This window comes from Acetobacter senegalensis (assembly GCF_001580995.1).
In the GTDB taxonomy this organism is placed as follows: Bacteria; Pseudomonadota; Alphaproteobacteria; order Acetobacterales; family Acetobacteraceae; genus Acetobacter; species Acetobacter senegalensis.
The window spans coordinates 1-19370 of the sequence record NZ_LHZU01000090.1 but is presented as its reverse complement, the minus strand read 5'-3'; the positions used below and the strand labels follow the sequence as shown (position 1 = coordinate 19370).

The following is a 19370-nucleotide window of genomic DNA, read 5'->3' as shown; positions in this document are numbered from 1 at the left end:
CGATATCCGGCGGGGCCGGGGTCAGGGTGGGTTCCGGCGGTGGCGCAGGCGGAATGGTGGGTGAGGGCGGCATATGCCCGTTGCTAGGCTTGCCTGCCTGTGTGGTGCTCTGCCCTGTTGTCCGTCCTGCCGCTGGTTGCGCGGTGGTTGCTCCGGTTGCTTGCCCGCTGTTTGGAACAGAGGAACTTGTGTGCCCCGGTGAGGCAGCGTGGCCTTGCGTGCCAGTGCCAGTGCCAGTTGCGGGTGTGGTCTGCGGCTGGGCAGGCTGGGTGGTTTTGGAGACCGAACTGCGGTTGGTGGCGGTGCGGCCGGATGACTGGGTGCCTGCCGTAGCCGGAGCCGTCTGCTGGGATGATGCCGCAGGGGCGCTGGTGAGTGGTGGCTGCATGACCGGCTTTTGCGCCACAGGCCGGTGCCCGGCGGAGGGATGCGCCGGAGCCTGCGGTGTTTTGGTCGCGGGGGCGGCCTGCTGTGCGGGTGCGCCGCCCAGAGCATCCAGCGCCTGAGAATTGGTGACAACCTGAGCCTGCGCGCCAGCGGCGGGCAGCAGGAGGAGGGCGCACAGCGCAGCGAGACGCGGCGATGGGAGAAGGGTGCTCTGCATTACGGGCAAGACTAAACCAGAAAAGAGGCCGGGTGGAATGGGTGAACGCATTTTCCGCCCGCAAAGGGGCGAATATGCGGCATCAGGCTGAGAACTGTTCGGCCGTAATGCGTTCAGAAAGGGTCTGGCCGGGGTCAAACAGCACGGTTACGGCCAAACTCCGGTCTTCATGCACATGAACGGAGACAACATCCCGGATCTCGATCGAATCTGCCACGGCGGCAACGGGCCGTTTCTCGTGTTCCAGAATGGTGAAGCCCACATGCGCGGTAGAGGGCAGCAGCGCGCCCCGCCAGCGCCGGGGGCGGAACGGGCAGATGGGGGTTAGCGGCAGCATGTTGCCCGCCAGTGGCACAATGGGCCCATGGGCGGAAAGGTTATAGGCGGTGGAGCCTGCAGGCGTGGCCACCAGTGCGCCATCACAGATCAGTTCGGGCATGCGCACCATGCCATCCACATCCACCCGCAGTTTGGCAGCCTGCCGTGTCTGGCGGAACAGGAACACATCATTCAGGGCAAGGGCTTCAAAAACCTCGCCAGAAACCTGCGTGGCCTTCATGCGTAACGGGTGCAACTGGGCTGCCTGCGTGGTGGCCAGCCGTTGGGGCAGATCTTCCTCCAGCATGGGGTTCATCAGAAACCCGACGGAGCCGCAGTTCATGCCATAGACCGGCACGTTCAGGTTTTCTTCCAGCACCACGCGCAGGGTTTCCAGCATGAAGCCATCGCCCCCCAGGCACACAATCACTTCGGCCTCGCCGGGGTGCACGTTGCCATACTGGCGGGCCAGACGGTCAAATTCATGGCGCGCGGCCTCGGTGGGGGCGGCCATGAAGGCAATGCGGGTCGGAACATCCTGTGCAGCAGGCAAGGGCGGTTGGGCCGGGATCGGGCTGAAGGTCATGGCAGTCGCCCCAAGGCTGATTGTGCGGAAAACAAAGGGTTTTCCTTATCCTGCAACGGCGGTGGGGTGAAGGAGGGGGAATGCATTTTTCTCCGCTTCCGCCTGCCACTGGGCTTCCGCCACATGGAGGGCGAACTGTTCAGCCAGGCAGGTGCCCAGAATGTCATCATACACGGCAAGGGTGGCGGTCTGCATGGTCAGGGTGGTGTAGTGTTCCAGCACCATGGCACGGGCGGCTTGCCCCATGGCCAGTCGTCCTTCTGGCGCGGCATGCAGCACGGCGGACAGCGCATCTGCCAGGGCCTCGGTATCACCGGGCGGCACGCTCAGACCCGTCATGCCGTGCTGCACGGTTTCCAGCGCGGCACCATGGCTGGTGACAATCACCGGGCGGCACATGGCCTGGGCTTCCACCACCACACGCCCGAAGGGTTCGGGCCGTAGGGACGGAATGACCACAGCGGTTGACAGTGCGAGGGCTGCTGGCATGTCCTGACAATGGCCGGCAAAACGCACCTGTTCGGCAAGGCCCAGCGTCTGGGCATAGGTGGCCAGTTCCTGCCCATAGGTGCTTTTGGCGGGGCAGGAGCCTGCAAACACGCAATACCACGGCAGGGTTGGGGCCTGTTTTTTCAAGCGGGCGAGGGCATCAAGCAGAAACCGCTGGCCTTTCCACTCCGTCAGCCGACCGGGCATTAGAATAACGGGCGTATCTGGCGGAAGCGCCCATGCCTCGCTAAGGGTATGGACACGTTGGCCGCTTACGGCTTCCGGGCTGAACTGCCGAATATCCGCGCCACGGGGAATAACGCGCAGCCGGTCTGGCCCCACATGATACTCCTCCGCCAGCCGCTGGCCGATATGGCGGCTGATGGCGATCACACGGTCCCCTGCGGCCAGAACGGCGTTATAGCGTTTCTTGCCGGGAAAAGAATTGGCATGCACGCCGTGCCAGGTGGTGACAAACGGTGTGTCCGTGCGGCTGCATGCCAGCCGTGCCACCCAGGCTGGCGCGCGGGAGCGGGCATGAACAAGAGAGACCTGATGCTCCTGTATGATGCGTGCCAGATGCCGGGCATTGCGCATGATAATAAGCGGGTTCTTGCTGCCACAGGTTGGCAGCATGATATGCGTGGCCCCCAGCCGCTCCAGCGCGGGCACCAGCCGCCCCCCGGCGCTGACAACCACCGCTTTTGCCCCGGCCTGGGTGATGGCATCCGCCATTTCCAGCGTGCCCCGTTCTACCCCACCCTGATTCAGCGCAGGCAGGATTTGCAGGATAACGGGAGAAGATGGCGGATTAGTCATGTTCGGCTGTTAGCATGGTTTTCACGCCACAGACCACTCCGCAGTGTGCCTGCGTTGCCAAGTTGCGGGTTGACCGGTACGCAGGCTTGTTTCCCTATGGCGGGTGTGATGTCTGATTTGTCTTTTTCCGTGCGTGGTTCGGCCTTGTGCGTGCCGTTGGGGTTGGGGCTGTTGCTGGTGGCCCAGCCAGCCCGCGCCCTGCCGCAGGCGGATAAAACCCTCAGCACCCTCCATGTTCATGAACAACCTCGTGCGGCCTCTCCGGGGCAGGCAGGTGACCGCTCCGCCACCCCCGGGGCCGGGCATGCAGCGGCTGCATGGACGGCTGATGCGTGTCTGGCCATGGTGGGGGAAGATCCGTTTGGCGCACGGGATTACGCGCAGGACTGGCTGCACCATGGGGGAGATCGCGCAGCCCGGCACTGCCATGCTCTGGCGCTGATTGAACTGGGGGATGAGCAGACAGCCGCGCAGGAACTGGATGATCTGGTGACCAAGGAGCCATTTTCCGGGCCGGATAGTTCCGCCAGTGTGCGGGCCATCATGGCGGTAGAGGCCGTGGATGCGTGGCTTGCCGCCGGGATGCCGCAGAATGCAGTGCGGGTGGCGGATTACGCCCTTGCCATTCGCCCCGGAGACGAGGCGCTGAGTGTGGCCAAGGCCCGGGCCCTGCTGGAACTGAATAACCCGCAGGCGGTGGTGGTGGAACTGGGCGCACTGGTGGCGCATACCCCCACAGCGGGGGCGGAGGCTTATGTGCTTCTTGCCTCGGCCGAGCGGCGATGCGGCCAGTTGGACAAGGCGCGGGAGCATGTGGCCCGTGCCCTTGCGCGTGCGCCCGAAAACCCTGCTGCCCTGCTTGAGGAAGGGATCATCCGCGAGCAGGTGGGCGATGCTGTGGGCGCACGGACAGACTGGCAGCGTGTGCTTGATCTGGCCCCGGATGGGCACGAGGCCGACCTGGCCCGGCAGGATCTGGCTGTGCTGGCGGCAGACCCTGATGCTGCGGATGCGGAGTCTCCGTGAAAACGCAAGGGCAGGGTGTCATACGGGGCCGGCTACAGAAGACGGAGCCAGAGCGTATTCTGGTGATCCGGCTAGGCGCGCTGGGAGATTTTGTGCAGAGCTTTGGCCCGTTTCAGGCCATCCGGCAGGCGCACCCGCATGCTCATATCACGCTCCTGACCACGCGACCGTTTGCGGAATTGGGCAGGCTCGCGCCGTGGTTTGACGCGGTCGAGGTGGATGCCCGTTCCCGCTGGCGCGACCTGAAAGGGGTCATGGCCCTGCGCGCGCAGTTGCGCGGGTATGATCGGGTTTATGATCTTCAGACCTCTGGCCGCACGGCCCGGTATTTCTGGCTGGCGGGTCGGCCGGAGTGGTCAGGCCATGTGGCGCGCGCCGCACTGGCTCATGCCAATCCATGGCGGGATGATATGCACACCCGCGCCCGCCAGCGTGATCAGCTGCGCATGGCCGGGATTGAGGATGTACCTGTGCAGCCGGATGTAAGCTGGCTGGCCGGAAGAGGGCCGCATCTTCCATCCCCTTATGCTGTGCTGGTGCCCGGGGCTGCGCCGCATCGGCCTGCCAAGCGCTGGCCTGCGCGCCGTTACGGAGAACTGGCGCAGAAAATGGTGGCGCAGGGGCTTCTGCCCGTGGTGGTGGGGGGCGCGGCGGATAAACCGCTTGCCGAAATGATCCGCCAGTTATGCCCGCAAGCCCTTGATCTGACCGGCCAGACCAGCCTGCCAGATCTGGCAGGTGTTCTGGGCCGTGCCGCAGTGGCCGTGGGGAATGATACTGGCCCCATGCATGTGGCCGCCCTGATGGGGTGCCGTTGTGTGGTGCTGTTCTCTGCCGAGAGCAATCCGGCCCTTACCGCGCCTTTAGGGGCCGCGCCGGCGCAGGTTTGTGTGCTTTCTGTGCGTGATCTGGCTCTACTTTCTGTTGATAGGGTTGCAGCCGCGCTCTCGTGGCGTCATTAAGAGGCTTGTTTGAGACACCTGTCAGCGTGGTCTGGCGGGGCTTTTTGCGTCTGAATGTGTTGGCTTTTTGTCCCGGTGTTTCGCATCGGGCTTTCAAAATCCATCCTTTCAGTCCCCAAGCCCTCTCCCTGTCGCCGGTTGCGGGTGTATCAGACGGTTTCTGAACGTTTTTTTCATCTTTTCAGTATTCTGGAGTTCTTCCATGCCTGCCATCACCTTGCCCGACGGATCCGTTCGCAGTTTTGACGGGCCGGTAACGGGCACGACCATCGCCGGGTCAATCGGCCCCGGTCTGGCCAAGGCGGCGCTTGCCATGGAAGTAAATGGGGCGTTGCAGGATATCAGCCGTCCGATTGAGCAGGACGCATCCATCCGCTTCATTACCCGCAAGGACCCGGAATCGCTGGAAATGATCCGGCATGACGCGGCCCACGTGCTGGCCGAGGCCGTGCAGTCCCTGTTTCCCGGAACTCAGGTCACCATCGGGCCGTCCATTGAAAACGGCTTCTATTACGATTTTTACCGCAACGAGCCGTTCAGCCCGGAAGACTTTGCCGCCATTGAAGCGCGGATGAAGGAAATTGTGGCCAACGCAGAACCGTTTGTGCGGGAAGTGTGGCCACGGGATAAAGCCATTGCCTTCTTTGAAGAAAAAGGCGAGCGCTTCAAAGCCGAACTGATCCGTGATCTGCCGGAAGATGAAGACATTTCCATCTACCGTCAGGGCGAATGGCTGGATCTGTGCCGTGGGCCGCACCTGCGCTCCACCAAGGATGTGGGCACCGCTTTCAAGCTCATGAAGGTGGCCGGGGCCTATTGGCGTGGGGACCATCGCAACCCCATGCTGACCCGCATCTACGGCACGGCGTGGCGTGACCAGAAGGAACTGGATACACACCTGCACCAGCTTGAAGAAGCTGAACGGCGCGACCACCGCCGCATCGGGCGGGAAATGGATCTGTTCCATTTTCAGGAAGAAGCCGTGGGCCAGATTTTCTGGCACGCCAAGGGCTGGCGTCTGTATTCCGCGTTGCAGGACTATATGCGCCGGGCCCAGACCCGCAACGGCTATCAGGAAGTGCGCACACCGCAACTGGTGGACCGCGCCCTGTGGGAGGCCTCCGGCCACTGGGACAAATACCGCCACCACATGTTTGTGGCCACGGTTGAGGATGAGGACAAGACACTCGCCCTCAAGCCCATGAACTGCCCGTGCCATGTGCAGATTTTCCGCCATGGCCTGCGGTCCTACCGTGAGCTACCCTTGCGCATGGCAGAATTTGGGGCCTGCCACCGGTATGAACCTTCAGGCGCGCTGCATGGTCTGATGCGTGTGCGCGGCTTTACGCAGGATGACGCCCATATCTTCTGCACCGAAGACCAGATTGCTGATGAAACTGTAAAGTTCGTGCACATGCTGCATGCGGTTTACAAGGATCTGGGCTTTGAACATGTGCGCGTGAAGTTTGCTGATCGCCCTGAACAGCGGGCCGGAAGTGACGCCACGTGGGACAAGGCGGAAAGCGCGCTGAAAGAAGCCTGCACCGTGGCTGGCGTGGACTATGAATACAACCCCGGTGAAGGCGCGTTTTATGGGCCGAAGCTGGAGTTTGTGCTGCGTGACGCCATTGGGCGGGACTGGCAGTGCGGCACCTTGCAGGTCGATCTGGTTCTGCCGGAACGACTCGATGCCAGCTATATCGGTGAGGACTCCGCGCGGCATCGCCCGGTCATGCTGCATCGCGCCATTTTGGGGTCCTTTGAGCGGTTCCTGGGGATTCTGATCGAACAGCATGCGGGCCGCTTCCCGCTGTGGCTGGCGCCTGTGCAGGTTGTGGTGGCCTCCATTGTGAGTGATGCCGCACCCTATGCCGAGGAAGTGACAGCCGCCCTTCGGGAGGCTGGTCTGGCGGCTGAAGCTGACGTGCGGAATGACAAGATCAACGCCAAGATTCGCGAGCACAGCGTGGCGCGTGTGCCGGTTATTCTGGTTGTTGGCCGACGTGAGGCAGAGCAGCGCACCGTGGCTATGCGGCGGCTGGGCAGCACGGATCAGGAAAATCTGGGCTTTGATGAGGCCGTTACCCGCCTTGCCGCAGAGGCCACACCGCCGGATATGCGCAAAAAAATGTAAAAACCAGGGTGCGATCTGGAACAAGGCAGGGATGACGGCGTTTTCTGCGCGGACACGCTTGATAAATGCCCCGGAATTGCGCACATAATACTGTGCAGAGCGGAAGCACCCAAGCGGGTGCTTTTGTTTGTTTATTGAATCCATGACAGGAGCTGACCATAGCCAGACCCCCTATTCCCGCGCCGCCCACCCGCGAGGGACCACGTGTTAACGAGGAGATCCGTGTACCGCAGGTTCGTCTGATTGACGAAAACGGCGAGATGGCCGGTGTATTGACCACCCGTGATGCGCTTGCGCGTGCTTACGGCGTTGGGCTTGATCTTCTTGAAATCAGCCCGAACGCTGAGCCGCCCGTTGCCAAGATTCTGGATTACGGGAAGTTCAAGTACGAGCAGCAGAAAAAGCGCAACGAAGCCCGCAAGAAGCAGAAGGTTATCGAAATCAAGGAAGTCAAGGTTCGTCCGAATATCGACGAAAATGACTACCAGGTTAAGATGCGTTCCGTGAAAAGCTTCCTGGGGGATGGCGACAAGGTCAAGGTGACCCTCCGCTTCCGTGGGCGTGAAATGGCGCATCAGGAACTGGGGATCAAGGTTCTTGAGCGTATCCGCACGGAAATGGATGAACTGGCCAAGGTGGAGCAGATGCCGCGCCTTGAAAACCGCCAGATGATCATGGTGCTCGCACCACGGTAACAGGGTGTAGGGAGATGCCTGAAGCACCCGGATCAGGAGGGCTGGCCTCAAAAAAGGGGCGAGGTCAACGGTATTCGGGATAGCTGTTTCAGGCACGTGTCTGACTGAGATTAAAGAAAAGCGCGTTGTGCAGATTATATGCACAACGCGCTTTTTTTCGTTTGGCACGCTGGTGGGATCGTGTGTGGTGCAGCCAAAAGCCAAAAGCCAAAAGCCAAAAGCCAAAAGCCAAAAGCCAAAAGCCAAAAGCCAAAAGCCAAAAGCCAAAAGCCAAAAGCCAAAAGCCAAAAGCCAAAATTGAGAAGATGAAGTGGTGCTGGCCGGGTGAAGAGGGAAGGGGCCGGTTCAGAAATCACCCAGCTTAATCTTACCTTCTTGTTTATGCCTGTCTGCGTTGTGTTTGTGTGCTGATGTATTTCAGCGCAGAGGCATAGTGACTTCCTTTCGGCGCTGGAAGTGCTCGGCCGGTCCTCGCCTCCCTACTTTGGGGATGACTTCGTAAGTCTTGCAGGTTTGGGGCCAAGGGGAAGCAGTTTCCATGCTGGATAAAGGCCGGAGCGTGGAAAGATGTTGGCTGACAGGAGGGAGGGGGCTGGCTGTCATGCGCCAGCCCGTTGGTCCGTTTAGGGGGCGAGAAGCACAGTGGCGTTGGCGGAGGCCCGCACGGTTTGCGTCTCCATGGTGCTGGATGGCGGCGGGGCCGGTGCGGGGGCAACTTCAGCGCGGGCTATCATGGCGGACATGAAAACGGGGCGCGGAAATGGCGTGCCAGATACAGACACGGTGGCAAAGCGCACCACATGCAGCCCGAGTGAGGTTGCCAGTGTTTCTGCCTGTTTTTTCAGATCAGCGACGGCAGCTTTTTCGGCTTCAAGCTGGAGAGTTTTCTGTTTCTCGGGAGAAAGAGACCATTCCAGCCCTTCCAGCAGCAGCCCATTGGCCTGAAGCTGCCCAGTGAGGGGAAGCAGGGTTTTGCCATCCGCCGCAGTGAAGGTCATGGTCTGGCTGGCCGCCCACGAGGGCGCGCTTTTGTCTTTTTCGCCCCGAATTTCGGAAACTGAATAATGCAGAATGGCGGCAGTCACGCCGTCGGCTTTTTGCGCCAGTTCAGCGGCTTTCTGCACCTGTTTGTTAACGGCCTGCTGGGCCGTTGCGGCACTGTTATCGCGGCTCTGGGCCCGGAAACTGGCCGTAAGCTGATCAGGTGCCGCCTTTATTGAACCAGTGCCTGTCAGGTCCAGTTTGGTGTAGGTGTCCTCTGGCTTGGCGTTCTGGGCGTTCGCCGCACCGATGCTGAACACGGCCATGGCGCAGGCAATTGGCGCTGCGTGACGGAGAGAAAAGATGCGGCTCATGCACTCTTGTCCTTTTAAAACGCGGCATAGGCACAATTACAGACAGCATGAAAGCGTATCTTCCACGCCAGCCTTGGCCGCCGGGTGCTGAAATTGTCTTCAGGTCTGACCCTACAGGAAATCCGTGGCGGAAATCTGTGAGAGCCGCCTTTTTTACGGCTTCTTTCAAAAGGCAGGATGAGAAGAGGCAGAAAGAGGTGCCGAAAATACGGATGCCGCTGAGCGATTCGGCTGGCTCGTGGGCATAACCTCTCCGTCCTTTTGGGACGTGGGATGAGGGCCAGAGAGAGCGCTTTTAATGCCGCACGCGAAGAAAGCTTTTCCTCGGGCTTCGGCTCATGGGTGTGCGGCGGGAGAGCGGTGCGGAACCTTCGGGGTGAAGGCTCCCCACATGCGAGTAGGTTGCAAAAACAGGACGGATTAACGCCCCGTTCCGGGGTAGGACCAGCTTCTTTTGTAGAAAAGACTATTCCTGAAGCATGTAGCCGGCATTGCGGATGGTATGCACCAGAGGCCGCCCGAACGGCTTGTCTATTTTCTGCCGCAGGCGGGAAACATGCACGTCAATCACGTTGGTTTGCGGGTCAAAATGGTAATCCCACACGCCTTCCAGCAGCATGGTGCGGGTGACCACCTGCCCGGTGTGGCGCATTAGAAATTCCAGCAGCCGGAATTCACGCGGCTGAAGGTCTACCCTTTGCCCGGCCCGTTTGACACCGCGGGAGAGCAGATCAATTTCCAGATCCCCCACACTCAGGCGGGTCTGGGGCTGGATCTCGTTTCTGCTGCGGCGTACCAGCGCCTCAACGCGGGCTTCAAGCTCAGCAAAGGAGAAAGGTTTTGTGACATAGTCATCCGCTCCGGCCTTCAGGCCAGCCACCTTGTCTTCCACCTCTGCCAGGGCGGAGAGCATAAGCACCGGAGTCAGGTTGCCTTGCCCACGCAGGGTTTTGAGAAGATGCAGACCGTCCACCCCATTGGGAAGCAGACGGTCCAGAATGACGATATCGAATTTCTCACTGATGGCCAGCGCAAGACCATCTTTGCCGTTGTCAGCCTGCTCTACCAGATGTCCGGCCTCTGATAAGCCTTTCGCGACAAAATTACTGACCGTGAGGTCATCTTCAATAACAAGAATGCGCATTACCTGAACTTTGACTCCGGAACGAATTACCAAATTATTACGGTGTTCCTACTCCAGTGTCACGATAACGTTTCTATACGCGTTCGTCATCTGCTAACGGCGGCGTGAGGCCGTCAAAAATGGCAAGAAGTGCGGCAGTAAGAGGCGAGGCGAAGATCAGACCGGGAAAGCCGAGAATGGCCCCGAACAAGGTCTGGGACAGAATGGTAATGGCCGGAGGCATCTGCACCGCGTGGCGCTGAATGACGGGGGCTAGAATATTACCTTCAACAAACTGGATTACGCTATAAAGCGCAGCCACCATGATGGTTTCGCGCGTGCCCAGAGAAAGTGCCAGCAACAGGGCCGGCACCGCCCCCATGATCGCCCCGATATACGGGATAAAGTTGCACAGCCCCGCCAGCACGCCCAGCGCCAGCGCCAGCGGCACCCCGATAAACCACAGCCCGATGCCGGACAGCGTGCCCACCACCAGCATGTCCAGAGATTGCCCGGCCACCCAGGCCCACAGGCTCTGGCCAGCACGCAGCATCAATGCCTTTGCACGGGGGCGCTGGGGAACGGGCACCAGCCGGAGCGCGCCGTTGGCATAAAGGGTGGGAGACATGGCAAAATACAGGCCGGCGATCAGAATCACCACAATGGTGCCCAATACACCAAAGGCGGAGCCAACAATGCCCGTCATGGAGCCTGCAATGCGGGAACCGATAGACGCCAGACTGCTACCGCCGCCCTGCTTTCCGCCAAGGGATGAGGGCAGATAGTTCAGGATCATCTGGCCGGTGGGGTTGCTCTCCAGCGTGGCGCGAAGAGAAGATTCCTGCTGGTGCAGCGCGTCCTGCAGGCGGGAGGCTTCACTGACAATAGCGGGACCACTGCCCCAGATCAGAAGAACAACGGCCCCGATCAACCCGAGCGTGACGGCAGAAAGTGCCCACCCGTACCGCAGATGCAGATGTTTGACGAGAATACGGGACAGCCCATGCAGCACCACCGCAAACAGTGTTGCGGCAAAAATAACGGTCAGAACATCGCCAAGGAGCCAGACAGTCAGGGCAATGACGGTAAGAGCCACCGCCAGACGCAGAATATGCGTGATGCTGCCCAGCCACGCGGAGGGGCTGTTATCAGGATCTGAGGGGAGGGTCGCAGGGTCTGCCGCAGTATCTACAGTGGAAGAAGTAGGGTCGGACGTCATAAAAAGAAGCTCTTTCACAATAAGGCGTAGGTCACACAACGGCAGAACAGGCGCCTTGGGTGCATTACGGACTGTAATAAAGTCATATATTCCGTAAAGGAGTGTCGTTTTTGAAACAATTTGCGGGATATATTCCCAAAACCAGTGCGGAAATGTCTGGCGGGAAAGAGCAGACACTTCAAGGGATTTTCTGCGTCCCTGTTGTGGCGGGACGGTGTGCGGGGGGCAGACCCTGACAAGATGCGCGCCCGATACAGGCAAAGGAATCGCCAGACGGACGGAAAACGGACGTAAGCAGACCGGCTACATGGTAAACCGGCTCTATATTATAAGGTGAGCAGGGGGCACGGAAGCTGAGCAGCCGGGCCGCCCCCCGGCGCAGGGGTGGTCTTGCCTGCTTTTTCAGTCTTCCTCAGCGTTGGCGGCTTCCAGTTCCGCTTCGGCTTCCAGCCAGCGTTCTTCAACCTCTGCCTGTTCCTTGCCAATGGCGGCCAGCCGGGTGTTCAGGCGGGTGACGTCTTCTGCCTTGCCATCCGTATAAAGGGCGGGGTCTGCCAGCGATGCTTCTATCTTGGCGCGTTCGGTGGCCAGTTTGGCCAGCCGGGATTCGGCATCCTTGATGATCTTGCGCAGGGGGGCCTGCGCCTTGCGGGCCTCCGCGCGTTCGCGCCTGTCATCCTTCCGGCTTTGCTGGGAGGCTGTGTCCTGCTGTTTGGCGCTGCGGTTGGCGGAGCGGTTCTGTTCAATCAGCCAGCTTTTGTATTCCGCCATATCGCCTTCAAAAGGCGTCACCTTGCCATCCGCCACCAGCCATAGGCGGTCCGCCACCAGTTCCACCAGATGCGGGTCATGGCTGATAAGCAGCACGGCGCCCTCAAATTCGGAAAGGGCACGCACCAGCGCATCTCGCGCATCCAGATCAAGATGGTTGGTCGGTTCGTCCAGAATCAGCAGCTGGGGCGCATCCCGTGTGGCCAGCGCCAGCAGCAGCCGGGCTTTCTCACCACCCGAGAGGTCGCGCACAGGGGTTTCTGCCCGGTCCGCATCCAGCCCGAAGCGGGCAAGCTGGGCACGGATAACGGGGGGCAGCGCTTTGGGCAGAGCGCGGGCCATATGGTCTATCGGGGTATCGTTCAGCACCAGTTCTTCGGCCTGATGCTGGGCAAAATAGCCGATCTTCAATCGCGGATTGCGTTCCAGCGTGCCTGAGAGCGGTTCAAGTCGCCCCGCCACCAGTTTGGCGAAGGTGGATTTCCCGTTTCCGTTGGCACCTAGCAGAGCAATACGGTCTTCCATATCCAGCCGCAGCGAGATGTTGGAGAGCACAGGCTTGCCGCCATAGCCCACACTCACGCGGTTCATGGTCAGCATGGGGGGCGGAAGCTGTTCCGGTTCAGGGAAGGCAAAGCGAGTGGGCGCATCTTCCACCACGGCTTCAATGGCGGGCAGTTTTTCAAGCGCTTTCAGCCGTGCCTGTGCCTGCCGGGCTTTGGTGGCCTTGGCGCGGAAGCGGTCCACAAAGGACTGCATATGGGCCCGCTGGGCCGCAATTTTTTCTGCCTGCCGGGCTTGTTGCAGGGCGTGCTCGGTGCGGATTCGTACAAAATTCTCGTATCCGCCGGGGGTCAGGGTCAGTTTGCCTTTGTCCAGATGGGCAATGGCATCCACGCACGAATCCAGAAGGCCCCGATCATGGCTGACAATCAGCGCCGCACCGGCGAATCGGATCAGCCACGTTTCCAGCCAGAGGGTGGCTTCAAGGTCCAGGTGGTTGGTGGGTTCGTCCAGCAGTAGCAGGTCGGGCTCCAGAAACAGCGCCGTAGCCAGAGACACACGCATCCGCCAGCCGCCCGAAAAGTCTGACACAGGGCGAAGCTGGGCTTCTGCGTTAAACCCAAGCCCCGCCAGAACCGAAGCCGCACGGGCAGGGGCGCTCTCCGCCCCGATGGCGCGCAGGCGTTCGTGAATTTCGGCAATGCGCACGGGGTCTGTTGCGGTTTCAGCCTCGGTCAACAGGGCCGTGCGCTCGGTGTCTCCTGCCAGAACCGTCTCGATCAGCGAGGCACCATCGGCCGGGGCTTCCTGCTTCACGCGGGCCATGCGTGCGCGGGCAGAGAGGCGGATTTCCCCGCCATCTGGCGCAATATCGCCCGCAATGGCGGCCAGCAGGGTGGATTTTCCGGCTCCGTTGCGCCCCACAAGCCCAACCTTGCGGCCTGGCTCTATGGAGAGGTCAGCCTGATCAAGCAGGGTGCGGCCTGCAATGCGGAGGGTAAGGTCTGAGATGACAAGAAGACTCAACGGGGCTCTCGTTTCTGCTGCAAGTGTCGTTTGATGAGGGAAGTACCTACCAGCCTGCGCGAATATGCTCTAGAGGAGCAGGCTGAAAGGCCGCGTTTCTGGCGGCTGAACCACAGAGGAGAACCCAAGATGGCGACAGAACGCACTCTTTCCATCATTAAGCCCGACGCAACCCGCCGCAACCTGACCGGCAAGATCAACGCCGTGTTTGAAGACGCTGGCCTGAAAATTGTGGCTCAGAAGCGCGTGCAGCTGACCCCGGCCCAGGCTGGCGCTTTCTACGCTGTGCACAAGGAACGCCCGTTCTACAACGATCTGGTGTCCTTCATGATCTCCGGCCCGGTTGTGCTGCAGGTTCTGGAAGGCGAAAACGCCGTTGCCAAAAACCGCGAAGTGATGGGCGCTACGGACCCGAAAAAGGCCGAAGCCAGCACCATCCGCGCTCAGTTTGCTGAAAGCATTGAAGCAAACTCCGTGCACGGTTCTGACAGCGCAGAAAACGCTGCCAACGAAATCCGCTTCTTCTTTGCGGAAACCGAAATTCTTCCCTGAGAAGAATTGAGGCACCGCGCCTGATGCCCTGAAAAGGGCGGAGGCACGGTTCAGCAACAGGCCCGGCCGGGCATTCTGCGCATGATGCGTCAGGATGCCGGGTGCGGGCCTGTTCTGTTTTTGGGCCTGTGCTGCACGCAGAAGTTATAAGTGACATGCATCCACGGATCGGCGCGTGCGTTTTATAAGGCGGCCAAAAGTAAAATCTTTCAAATCAAGGCATTATTGTCTTTTTTGATACACCCTTCAGCAAGGTGGCCGTCAGATGCATGGGTGATGGCAGGTTGTCTCCATGTTCCCGCAGGCGAATAGTTTATAGTTTGCGCCTTCAACTCTTGCTGACACATTCGGCCCGATGCTGCGTTTGCATCTGCCGCTACCGAAAGGAATGGCATGAAAGTTCTGGCGGTTCATCCCAGTGCTCTGATGTACACAAAAGTGTTTCTCAGGCTCGAACCTCTTGGCCTGGAACTGGTGGCCGGGGCGGCGCGTGATGCCGGGCACGATGTCCGGATTATTGATCTACAGGTTGAGACCCATAAGGATTACTGGAAGCTGGTGCATGATTTCCAGCCTGATGCGGTCTGTTTTTCAGGCAGTTATCTGGCCAATGTACCGGAAATTATTGATCTCTGCCGCGCAACGCGCCTGCATTATCCCAATATTTTCCAGTTCATTGGAGGGCACTCCGTCTCCTTTATCGCGCGGGATGTGCTGGCGCTGTCTGAAGGGGCGGTCAACTGTATCCTGAAAGGGGAGGGTGACGCATCCGTTGGCACGCTGCTGAAGGCGGTGGAAGACGGTACGGATATTCTGGAAGTGCCCGGTGTGGTCACCATGGATGGGGAAGGCCCGCCGCCCACTTTTGTGAAATCCCTTGATGATATCCGCCCTGCACGTGATCTTCTGCGGCACCGCAACAAGTATTTTATCGGCACGCTTGATCCGGCGGCGTCTATCGAATTTGCGCGTGGCTGCCCGTGGGACTGCACATTCTGTTCCGCCTGGACCTTCTATGGTCGCTCCTACCGCACCGCCAGCCCACAGGTGATTGCGGACGAACTGGAGGAGATCAAGGAGCCGGGTATCTTCATTGTGGATGACGTGGCCTTTGTGCATGAAGAGCACGGCATGGCCATTGCCAATGAGATCAAGAAACGCGGCATCAAGAAAGAATACTACCTTGAAACCCGTGCAGACGTGCTGCTGCGCAACAAGGACGTGTTCAAGGTCTGGAGCGAAATTGGTCTTTCCTACATCTTCATCGGTATGGAAGCGGTGGATGAGGAAGGGCTGAAGCAGTTCCGCAAACGCGTCTCTCTCGACAAGAATTTTGAAGCGCTGGATTACGCCCGTTCACTGGGTCTGATTGTGGCCATCAACATTATTGCTGACCCCGATTGGGACCGTAGCCGCTTTGAAGCCGTGCGCCAGTGGTGTCTGGAAATTCCGGAAATTGTGAATATTTCCGTCACCACCCCCTATCCGGGCACGGAAATCTGGCACAGGGAAGCGCGCCGCCTGACCACGCGTGACTATCGCCTGTTTGATATTCAGCATGCTGTTCTGCCCACCAAGCTGCCACTGCCTGAGTTTTATGAGGAACTGGTGAAAACCCAGCAGGTGCTCAATACCAAGCATATGGGGTGGCAGGCGCTCAAGGATACCGCAGGCATTGCCGGACGGCTGCTCCTGAAGGGGCAGACCAACTTTGTCAAAATGCTGTGGAAGTTCAATTCGGTCTTCAACCCCAAGCTTCAGCTTGCCGACCATATGCGCAAGGCCCGCTACCTGATGCCGATCCAGCCCGATGTGGTGAAATCCATCGACCGCAAGGATCTGTATGTGCACGGCCCCGGTGGACGCAAAACCCGTGCGCTGGATGACAAGACAGAAAAGTTTGTGGACGAAACCCGGATGGGCGAAAACGTCTGAACGGAAAACGAAACAGCCACCTGAGACCTGCCGGAGCCTGTTGACACAGGCCCCGGTCTAGTCAGCACGCTTCAGACGATCAGACGATCAGACGATCAGACGATCAGACGATCAGACGATCAGACGATCAGACGGGGTGCGGTCAGTTTTTAGTCTGGTCGTCCGGCATGTCAGGCGGCGGAAAGTGGAAGGCCGCGCTGGTATAGGTTTCAATCACGGCGCTGAGTGGCAACCCATCGGGCTGGTGCAGCACGGCCTGATGGCGCAGGGTTTGCGGTGGCAGATCCAGAGTCTCGCCTGTCCCGGCGGGGATAGGGGTGTTTTCCCATCCCTGTGGCAAAGGGGACCACAGCCGTTCTGCCACCACCAACTGCCGGGTGAATGCGAGATCTGCAATGGCGCGCCCGAATGGGGTGTCTGTGGTTTCCAGCGCTGTGTTCATCTTTGCTGTCAGGCGCTCAGGCAGATACCAGTTTTCTGCGTCGGATAGCACCAGACTGCCGCACATCAGCCGCACATGCCGGTAGCGCAGAGCCTTCTCTCCTTGTGCGGGAAGGGCCAGATGCACACGTAAACTATCTGGGCACGGGCGCTGGGGGGTATCCACAAGAATTGCTCTGACAGCGGGTGCGGCAGGCGTGCCTCCGGCAAGGTGATGGGTGCGGCACCAGTGTTCCAGTGTGCGGGTGGCGCTGTCTGTAGTGAGCAGCGCGTTATCCAGCATGTTCAGCAAAGCTGTGAGCATCAGCCGGTGGGGCGCGGTATCTCGCCAGGCAGACGGAAGCGCGGAAGCCGATGGGGAAACAGAGCGAATTTTCTGCATAGGCTGGTTTTATCGCACCTGTGGCACGGCGCACAGGGGATGAAAGTAAGGACCCCGCTTTAGGCAGGCCAATAAGTGCGGTATGCTGCATGCAGTCATGACAAAATGGGAGGCGAATGGACTTATGGCTACGGCAAGTTTCATTGTCGAAGGAATGTCCTGCGACGGGTGTGTTTCTGCCATCAAGCGCGCGCTGGCCGCCGTGGATGGGGTGCAGGATACGGATGTCAATCTGGCAACCGGGGAAGTGAAGATTCAGTATGACCCTCAGCGGGCTGGAACGTCTTCCCTACAGAACGCCATTCGGGGTGCCGGGTACGACGTAAGCTGATGCATTGTGGCTCCCATTATGGAGCCAGAACGTGCGGATAACATCCGGTGCAGTAAAGTCCTCCTTGGGCATGACATGTCATGCGGTGTGCACGGGGGGGATGTGCCAGCTGGTGCTCTATGCTGCGTGCAGCAGGCGTGGCAATGTGACGCCGGTAAGGCTGGGGCAAAAGCCCCATGGCGCACGGAAATGGTGAGTTTGGTGGGAATGCGATCAAAAAAGACCCTCGGCCTTGGCATGATGCTGGGTGGATTGGCGCTGCTGGGCGGCTGTTCTTCTGAAATTGGACGGGTGCCGTTGCTGGATACGGATGTGTCCTGCCTGCGCAAGCAGATGAAGGGCCCCATGTTTCTCAGCTTTCCGCTTGCAGCCAATACCTGCCAGCGTATGAGCAACCATAATCTGGTATTGGGTGAGAAAAACGCACACCCGCTGCCGCTGAACCTGAAAGATGCACCAGACCTGCAAAAGCAGGCGGATGAATACGGTTACAGCTATACCAAATAAGCGCCGAAAGGCGTGTGGGCTGTTGCCCTAGCTTTCCAGTTCCGTGTCCCAATACAGGTAATCGCGCCAGCTTTCGTGCAGATAGTTCGGCGGGAAAGCGCGCCCGTTATCCTGTAACTGCCATGATGTAGGCCGTGCAGGCCGTGCGCGGGGCAGCATGCCAATAACATGCGGCAGATGCGGGCCTTTGCGTAGATTACAGACACCGCAGGCCGTTACCACGTTTTCCCATGTGGTGCGTCCACCTTTGCAGCGCGGAATCACGTGGTCAAACGTCAGATCATGTGTGGGGAATTTGTCACCGCAATACTGGCAGGAAAAATTATCCCGCAGGAAAACATTGAAGCGGGTAAAAGCTGGTTTCCGGGCGGCTGGAACGTAGTCTTTCAGCGCAATAACGCTGGGGAGGCGGAAGGTGCGGTGGGGGGAATGAACTTCAGCATCATATTCGCTCAGGACGGAAACCCGGTCCAGACACACGGCCTTCATTGTGTCCTGCCAGGACCAGAGCGAGAGCGGAAAATAAGAGAGCGGACGAAAATCCGCATTAAGGACCAGTGCCGGAAAATTCAGCGTACTGCCATCAGCCAAAACCCGCCTCCCTGTTTCTCGTGAGGGCGCAGCTTCAACACTGGCGTTATAAACTCTGAGCGGAACGCCGTTGGAGGTGCGTCGTCGAGATCACTTTGTGTCAACAGTATTGCAGATAACCGGGCTTGCAGCAAGAAAACGCGCAAGTATTTCATAAAACAGTATTATTTCTCTATTGGCGTCATCTGGAGGCTGTTTGAAAAATCTGTCAGGGTAGTCGGGCAGCTGTGTTTGTGGCTGATTGTCTTGGCGTGTCGTTTCGATGCCAGCCACCCTGCTGGCACATATGGTTTTTCAGCCCCGGAGGGCGGTTATCGGCCTTCAGATACCGGCTTTTCAAACGGCATTTTGGTGGGAAGGGATTGTTGCAGACTGTAAAGGGGAAAGTGTGAATGTGGGTCACCCGTTTTGCACCGAGTCCAACCGGGTTCCTGCATCTTGGCCATGTGGCGTCGGCTTTGTTCGGGTGGCGATACGTAAAGCCGGGCGGCCGCTGGCTGGTGCGGATGGAGGATATTGACCCGCAACGCTGTCGCGCTGAATACGCTACCGCCATTCTGGAAGATCTGGACTGGTTGGGCCTGAAGCCGGATGGCGCGGTGCTATATCAGTCGGCTCGTATGCCCGCTTATGCCCGCACGTTGGCGGAGCTTGACCGGCTGGGGGTGTTGTATCCGTGCTTTTGCACCCGCTCGAAAATCGCACGGGAACAGGCGGGCATGTTCTCCGCCCCACATACTGCCCCGGATGGCAGTCTGCTCTATCCCGGAACCTGCCGTCACCTTAGCGGGCCGGAGCGGGCGCGGCGTCTGGCGGAGGGCAAGCCACACGTTCTGCGGTTGGATATGGAAAAAGCGCTTGCCTTGGTGCGTGAAAAAGCCAGCTTAGAAGCAGAAGCAGAAGCAGAAGCAGAAGCAGAAGCAGAAGCAGAAGCAGAAGCAGAAGCAGAAGCAGAAGCAGAAGCAGAAGCAGAAGCAGAAGCAGAAGCAGAAGCAGAAGC

General features: G+C 59.4%; 17 protein-coding genes and 1 pseudogene. 9 read left to right on the top strand and 9 right to left on the bottom strand.

Annotation, left to right across the window (positions count from 1 at the left end):
• From AD948_RS02350 to AD948_RS02340, 3 genes and pseudogenes are all read right to left on the bottom strand, one after another.
• Positions 1 to 604, bottom strand: a pseudogene (locus AD948_RS02350) (hypothetical protein); the annotation flags it as partial.
• 82 nt (positions 605 to 686) lie between these two features.
• Positions 687 to 1508, bottom strand: a complete 822-nt coding sequence (locus AD948_RS02345; protein ID WP_006560487.1) for an NAD kinase — start codon at positions 1506 to 1508, stop codon at positions 687 to 689.
• A gap of 45 nt (positions 1509 to 1553) precedes the next feature.
• Positions 1554 to 2816 (bottom strand): glycosyltransferase family 4 protein, encoded by a 1263-nt coding sequence (locus AD948_RS02340; protein WP_061470476.1) that lies wholly within the window; start codon positions 2814 to 2816, stop codon positions 1554 to 1556.
• Between the two features lie 108 nt (positions 2817 to 2924).
• Here AD948_RS02340 and AD948_RS02335 point away from each other — a divergent pair, with 108 nt between their 5' ends.
• The 4 genes from AD948_RS02335 to infC all read left to right on the top strand — a co-directional run bounded on the left by AD948_RS02335 (position 2925) and on the right by infC (position 7633).
• Complete coding sequence (locus AD948_RS02335; RefSeq protein ID WP_248845891.1) at positions 2925 to 3842, top strand: tetratricopeptide repeat protein; 918 nt, start codon at positions 2925 to 2927, stop codon at positions 3840 to 3842.
• Entirely contained in the window at positions 3839 to 4804 is a 966-nt protein-coding gene (locus tag AD948_RS02330) for a glycosyltransferase family 9 protein (protein ID WP_211264418.1), read from the top strand. Before AD948_RS02335 ends, AD948_RS02330 begins: the two co-directional genes overlap by 4 nt.
• A 202-nt stretch (positions 4805 to 5006) precedes the next feature.
• Positions 5007 to 6938 carry a threonine--tRNA ligase gene (gene thrS / locus AD948_RS02325; protein ID WP_061470475.1) on the top strand — a complete coding sequence of 644 codons (1932 nt, stop codon included), beginning with the start codon at positions 5007 to 5009 and terminating at the stop codon, positions 6936 to 6938.
• 173 nt (positions 6939 to 7111) lie between these two features.
• Positions 7112 to 7633, top strand: a complete 522-nt coding sequence (gene infC / locus AD948_RS02320) for a translation initiation factor IF-3 (RefSeq protein ID WP_035382270.1) — start codon at positions 7112 to 7114, stop codon at positions 7631 to 7633.
• A gap of 623 nt (positions 7634 to 8256) precedes the next feature.
• Here the strand turns inward: infC and AD948_RS02315 are convergent.
• From AD948_RS02315 to AD948_RS02300, 4 genes are all read right to left on the bottom strand, one after another.
• Positions 8257 to 8988 (bottom strand): SIMPL domain-containing protein, encoded by a 732-nt coding sequence (locus tag AD948_RS02315; RefSeq protein WP_061470474.1) that lies wholly within the window; start codon positions 8986 to 8988, stop codon positions 8257 to 8259.
• Between the two features lie 466 nt (positions 8989 to 9454).
• Positions 9455 to 10132, bottom strand: coding sequence for a response regulator transcription factor (locus AD948_RS02310; RefSeq protein WP_006559906.1), 678 nt, complete (start codon positions 10130 to 10132; stop codon positions 9455 to 9457).
• Positions 10133 to 10205: 73 nt separating this feature from the next.
• A complete protein-coding gene (locus AD948_RS02305) occupies positions 10206 to 11330 on the bottom strand; it encodes an AI-2E family transporter (RefSeq protein ID WP_081473639.1) in 1125 nt (374 codons plus the stop codon).
• Between the two features lie 402 nt (positions 11331 to 11732).
• Positions 11733 to 13631: an ABC-F family ATP-binding cassette domain-containing protein gene (locus AD948_RS02300; RefSeq protein ID WP_058987144.1), complete on the bottom strand. Its 1899-nt coding sequence runs from the start codon at positions 13629 to 13631 to the stop codon at positions 11733 to 11735.
• Positions 13632 to 13760: 129 nt separating this feature from the next.
• Here AD948_RS02300 and ndk point away from each other — a divergent pair, with 129 nt between their 5' ends.
• Both ndk and hpnR read left to right on the top strand, forming a co-directional pair.
• A complete protein-coding gene (ndk, locus tag AD948_RS02295; protein ID WP_058989080.1) occupies positions 13761 to 14183 on the top strand; it encodes a nucleoside-diphosphate kinase in 423 nt (140 codons plus the stop codon).
• Positions 14184 to 14576: 393 nt separating this feature from the next.
• Positions 14577 to 16118, top strand: a complete 1542-nt coding sequence (gene hpnR, locus AD948_RS02290) for a hopanoid C-3 methylase HpnR (protein WP_035382263.1) — start codon at positions 14577 to 14579, stop codon at positions 16116 to 16118.
• 142 nt (positions 16119 to 16260) lie between these two features.
• Here hpnR and AD948_RS02285 read toward each other — a convergent pair whose 3' ends face one another.
• A complete protein-coding gene (locus tag AD948_RS02285; RefSeq protein ID WP_061470473.1) occupies positions 16261 to 16941 on the bottom strand; it encodes a hypothetical protein in 681 nt (226 codons plus the stop codon).
• A gap of 124 nt (positions 16942 to 17065) precedes the next feature.
• Here AD948_RS02285 and AD948_RS02280 point away from each other — a divergent pair, with 124 nt between their 5' ends.
• Entirely contained in the window at positions 17066 to 17272 is a 207-nt protein-coding gene (locus tag AD948_RS02280) for a heavy-metal-associated domain-containing protein (RefSeq protein WP_035382323.1), read from the top strand.
• A 207-nt stretch (positions 17273 to 17479) separates the two neighbouring features.
• Entirely contained in the window at positions 17480 to 17779 is a 300-nt protein-coding gene (locus AD948_RS02275; protein ID WP_061470477.1) for a hypothetical protein, read from the top strand.
• 27 nt (positions 17780 to 17806) lie between these two features.
• Here AD948_RS02275 and AD948_RS02270 read toward each other — a convergent pair whose 3' ends face one another.
• Complete coding sequence (locus AD948_RS02270) at positions 17807 to 18370, bottom strand: HNH endonuclease (protein ID WP_035382261.1); 564 nt, start codon at positions 18368 to 18370, stop codon at positions 17807 to 17809.
• A gap of 392 nt (positions 18371 to 18762) precedes the next feature.
• Here AD948_RS02270 and AD948_RS02260 point away from each other — a divergent pair.
• On the top strand, positions 18763 to 19370 hold a 608-nt coding region (locus tag AD948_RS02260), incomplete at its 3' end, for a glutamate--tRNA ligase family protein (RefSeq protein WP_248845890.1).